General features: G+C 64.0%; 5 protein-coding genes. 1 reads left to right on the forward strand and 4 read right to left on the reverse strand.

Translation table 11 applies throughout. The features are described from left to right. Window positions 1-11 precede the first annotated feature (11 nt). From EOA29_RS25755 to EOA29_RS25770, 4 genes are all read right to left on the reverse strand, one after another. Window positions 12-527 carry a hypothetical protein gene (locus EOA29_RS25755; protein ID WP_245468539.1) on the reverse strand — a complete coding sequence of 172 codons (516 nt, stop codon included), beginning with the start codon at window positions 525-527 and terminating at the stop codon, window positions 12-14. Continuing rightward, window positions 524-1,447, reverse strand: a complete 924-nt coding sequence (locus EOA29_RS25760; protein ID WP_127221798.1) for an ABC transporter permease — start codon at window positions 1,445-1,447, stop codon at window positions 524-526. Before EOA29_RS25760 ends, EOA29_RS25755 begins: the two co-directional genes overlap by 4 nt. Next, entirely contained in the window at window positions 1,444-2,526 is a 1,083-nt protein-coding gene (locus tag EOA29_RS25765; RefSeq protein WP_127221801.1) for an ABC transporter ATP-binding protein, read from the reverse strand. Before EOA29_RS25765 ends, EOA29_RS25760 begins: the two co-directional genes overlap by 4 nt. Before the next feature lie 72 nt (window positions 2,527-2,598). Beyond that, window positions 2,599-3,633, reverse strand: coding sequence for an ABC transporter substrate-binding protein (locus EOA29_RS25770; protein ID WP_127221799.1), 1,035 nt, complete (start codon window positions 3,631-3,633; stop codon window positions 2,599-2,601). Window positions 3,634-3,863: 230 nt separating this feature from the next. Here EOA29_RS25770 and EOA29_RS25775 point away from each other — a divergent pair, with 230 nt between their 5' ends. Further along, window positions 3,864-4,565, forward strand: coding sequence for a GntR family transcriptional regulator (locus EOA29_RS25775; RefSeq protein WP_189478989.1), 702 nt, complete (start codon window positions 3,864-3,866; stop codon window positions 4,563-4,565). The last annotated feature ends 83 nt before the right edge of the window (window positions 4,566-4,648 follow it).

The following is a 4,648-nucleotide window of genomic DNA, read 5'->3' on the forward strand; positions in this document are numbered from 1 at the left end:
AGGCTGCGCTCCTACGACATGAACCAGGAGATGGTGGCGCGCAGCCCCGACAGGACGGTGAGTACGACCAGCGGCAGCGCTTGCACCGTGTGGGCGATGACGAGCCCGGTCAGCGTGTTGTTGAGGCCGATGCGGGCGTAGAGGAAGAAGGTGCCGATGCCGATCAGGATGACCGGGATGATCAGCGAGGCCGTGAGCAGCGCGTTGATGGCGCCCGTCAGCCGCAGCGTGCCGGCATTGATGGCGTAGGCGGCAGCGGTTCCGAGCGGCGTTGCGACGATCGCCGTCATAACCGCCACCTTGACCGAAACGACGGTGGCGTCTCGCCACTCGACGGAGCCGAAATAGCTCTCATACCAACGCAGCGACCATTGCTGCGGCGGGAACTGCAGCAGCGTCGAGCCGGAGAAGGACATGATGACGATGATCACCGAAGGGGCGATCAGAAACAGCATGACAAGGCCGCCCAGCAGGTAGAGCCAGAGGCGTTGCCAATGCGAGATGGGCAGGCTGTTTTCCGCGCTCATCGCCGGCTCCATACGCCGGTGGCGCGCGCGCCGAGCAGCCATTGGAAGAGGCCGAGCAGGGCCAGCGTGACGGCAAGCAGCACGACGCCGAGCGCGGCACCTGCGCCCCAGTTGGAATAGAGGCTGGCGGCCTGTTCCATGCGCATTGCCCACATGATGACCTTGCCGCCGCCCATCAGCGCCGGCGTGACGAAGAAGCCGAGGCAGAGCACGAAGACGATGACCACGCCGGAGGCGAGGCCGGGCAGCGACAGCGGGAAGAATATCTGCCGGAAGGTGGCGGCCGGGCTGGCGCCGAGATTCATGCCGGCGCGCAGGCAGTCGACGTCGATCGTCTTCATCGAGGCGTAGAGCGGCAGCACCAGGAACGGCAGCATGATGTGGGTCATGCCGATGACGACGCCGGCGAAATTGTTGGCGAGCGGCAGCGGCTGGCCGATCACGCCGAGGTCGATCAGCCAGTTGTTGATCAGGCCCTTGCGCTGCAGGATGACCAGCCAGGCATAGGTGCGCACCAGCACCGAGGTCCAGAACGGCAGGATGACGAAGATCAGGCAGATCGAGGCCGCGCGGCGCGGCAGTTGCGAGAGCATATAGGCCAGCGGATAGCCGAACAGCACGCAGGCGCCGGTGACGACGAAGGCGACCTTGAAGGTTGTGGCGAAGGTCTTGATGTAGGACGCCTGCTCGAAGAAGCGCGCGTAGTTGGCCGCGCTGAGTTGTCCGGTCTCGTCGAAGAGCGACAGCCAGAACAGCCAGCCGATCGGCACGATGATGACGGCAAAGACCAGAAACAGCCCGGGCGACAGCAACGCCAGCAGTCCCAGCGCCTGACGCCGGGCATCGGCGCGCAGCGCATCGGCGTTCAGCACGCCGTCCGGCCTGCCGGCATGATCGAGGCTGGCGGATCCGACGCTCATTGATCCGCCACCAGCACGACGTCCTGCGCATCGATGCCGAGCGTGATGGGCTCGCCCGGCGCCGGCAGCTTCGCCAGCACGTCGGAGCGGCAATAGTCGCGCAGCGTCACCTGCCGGCCGTCGCGCAGCGTCGCGTAGCAGATGAAGCTGTCGCCCTGATAGATCACGTCGCCGACGGTCGCCGCCAGCATGTTGAGGGCTCCGGCCTGTTCCCCGTCGGCGACCAGCCGCAGCTTTTCCGGCCGCACCACCATGAGGTGCCGGCCGACGGCCGGCACGGGATCGTTCATGCGCAGCTTTCTATCCCCATGCCAGATGCTGCCGTTACGGCATTCGACCGGAATGAAGTTGGATTCGCCGATGAAGCCGGCGACGAATTTCGTCTTCGGCCTGGCGTAGAGGGCTTCGGGCTGGTCGATCTGCTCGATGCGGCCGGCATTCATGACCGCGATGCGGTCCGACATGGTGATCGCCTCGCGCTGGTCGTGCGTGACGTAGACGGTCGTCATGCCGAGCCGGCGATGCAGGTTGCGCAGCTCGATCTGCATGTGCTCGCGCAAGCCCTTGTCCAGCGCCGAGAGCGGCTCGTCCATCAAAACGATGCGGGGCTCGAAAACGATGGCGCGCGCCAACGCCACGCGCTGGCGCTGGCCGCCGGAGAGCTGGTCGACGCGGCGCTCGCCGAGGCCTTTCAGTTGCACCAGGTCCAGCGCCCTCTCGACACGCTCGGCCGTTTCCGCCGCCGATACGCGCCGCTGCCTCAACGGAAAAGCGATATTGTGGAAGACGTTCATGTGCGGGAACAGCGCGTAGTTCTGGAACACCATGCCGATGTTGCGCTTGTGCGGCGGCATGGTGACGATCTCATCGCCACCGACCTTGATGGAGCCGGCATTGGCCCGCACGAAGCCCGCCAGGATCATCAGCAGCGTCGTCTTTCCCGAGCCGGACGGACCGAGCAGTGTCAGGAACTCTCCGGCGGCGACATCGAGGCTGAGATCGCTGAGGATGGAGACGGCGCCGAACCGCTTCTCGATGCCGTGGATGCCGATGGGAAGCGCGGACGGCGCGAGAGACAAGAGCATCTCCTTCAACTCCGGATCATTGTCGGAAGCGGAGCGACGCTTAGGCGCGCCGCTCCGGCGCAGACGTCATTGCTGGATCAGGTTGTTGAACTTCTCGGTCGCTTCGACGAGGTTGTCGCGCCAGAACTCGGGATCCTGCAGCACCTGCTTCTTGACGTTCTCGGGCGAGGAGTTGATGTCCTTGATGCGCTCCTTCGGGATCTTGCCGGTCTCGAAGGCCTTTTCGTTGGCCGGGCCGTTGTCGACATAGAGCGGCAGGTTGGCCTGGAGGTCGGGGCTGACGAACTTGGCCAGCGCCTTCATGGCGATGTCCTTGTTCTTCGAGCCCTTCGGGATGACCATGCAGTCAGCGGTGAGCACACCCTGATCGAAGGAGAAGCTCACGGGCGCGCCTTCCTTCCTCAAGGTGCCGGCGCGGCCGTTCCAGATGCTCGCCATATCGACCTCGCCATCCTTGACGAGCTGCATGGCCTGGGCGCCGGAGGTCCACCAGGCATCGATATGGCCACGGACCTTGTCGACGGATTGCAGCGCGCCGTCGATGTCGACCGGATAGACCTTGTCGATCGGCGTGCCCTTGGCGAGGGCGGCGACGCTCAGAGTCTCCGTCGCCTGGCTGCCGGAAAGGGCGCGGCGGCCGGGGAACTTCTCGACATCCCAGAAGTCGGCCCAGCTCTTCGGTCCCTTGTCGCCGAAAACATCGGTGCGGTAGATCAGCACGACGGAGGTGTAGGAGATGCCCACCCAGTCGTCATGGACGAGCTTCGGGTTGATGCCGCTCTTGTCGATTAGGTTGTAGTCAAGCTTCTCGAACAGGCCTTCCTTGGAACCGCGCGCGCATTCGTCGGCGCCGAGCTCGGTGATATCCCATTTGACTGCGTTGCCGGTGACCTGCAGGCGGACGTCGTCAAGGCCGTTGGTGGTGTCCTGCTTGATGGTGATGCCGAGGTCCTTCGCCGTCGGATCGAAGAAAGCTTTGGTTTGCGCTTCCTGATAGGTGCCGCCCCATGAGGCGACGGTGATGGTGTCGGCGGCCGATGCCGGAACGGCGACCGAAGCCAGCAGGCCGGCAAGGCCGTGAATGCAAAGTCTCTTCGTCATTTTTCGCTTCTCCAACCGGTGTTCCCGTTATCGTTGATTTGGTATGCGAATTTGTATACAATTTTGAGTGTAATTCGTAGGAAGCCGATGTCAACACGAGTCGTGTGTTTTTCGGCGGCGATAAAACGAGGCTGGGCTCGGAGCGCCTGTTTCTGGCGAAACGGTCCTGTTTCAAGCAGGCGCTAAAATGCACTAGACTGTGATTCTGCGATGGACCGTTGGAGGGACGCTTGAGCAAGGAACGGAAAAACACGCTGCGCGACTCCGTGTTCGAGAAGCTGAAGGCGATGATCATCACCGGGCAGATCCCGCCGGGCGGCCGCGTCACGGAAAACGAGATCGCCGAGCGCCTAAAGGTGAGCCGCACGCCGGTGCGCGAGGCCTTCAACCGGCTGGAACGCGACGGTCTGGTGATAGGGCGCCCGCGCCAGGGCTATGTGGTTGCCGAATTCAACCTGACCATGTTCCGCGAGGCCTTCGACATCCGCGAGCTGCTCGACGGGCGCGCGACCGAGCTGGCGGCGGCCAACGCGAGCGCCGCCGACAAGGCGAAGCTGCGCGGCATGCTCGCCGAATGTGAGCGGCTGGCGGCGATCCCCGATCGCAGCACGCGGGAGAAATTCGAGGAATTGCAGGTCGGCATCGACCTGCACCGGGTGATCGCCGAGATCAGCGGCAACGAGATGCTCTACGGCATGCTCTGCGGCATACTCGACAAGTGCCAGCAATATGTCTGGACGGAGCTTCTTTGGCTGGATGAATGGAAGCCCACCCGCGAGGAGCACACCGGCATCGTCGATGCGATCTGCGCCGGCGATGTCGCTTTAGCCGGCGAGCGCGCCCGCGCGCATGTGCGCGGTTCGCGGGAAAACATCCTGCGCCTGCTGCAGGCCAAATCCGACTATCAGGGATTTTTCGCCAAGGCGTCGTGACGGCGCCTTCAGCTCGCAAGCATGGGGCAGTTGGCGCCGCGCCGCAGGCTGATATGCGCCACGTCGCCGACGCTGAATTGAGA

It is taken from the genome of Mesorhizobium sp. M1E.F.Ca.ET.063.01.1.1, from assembly GCF_003998155.1.
Lineage (GTDB): Bacteria > Pseudomonadota > Alphaproteobacteria > Rhizobiales > Rhizobiaceae > Mesorhizobium.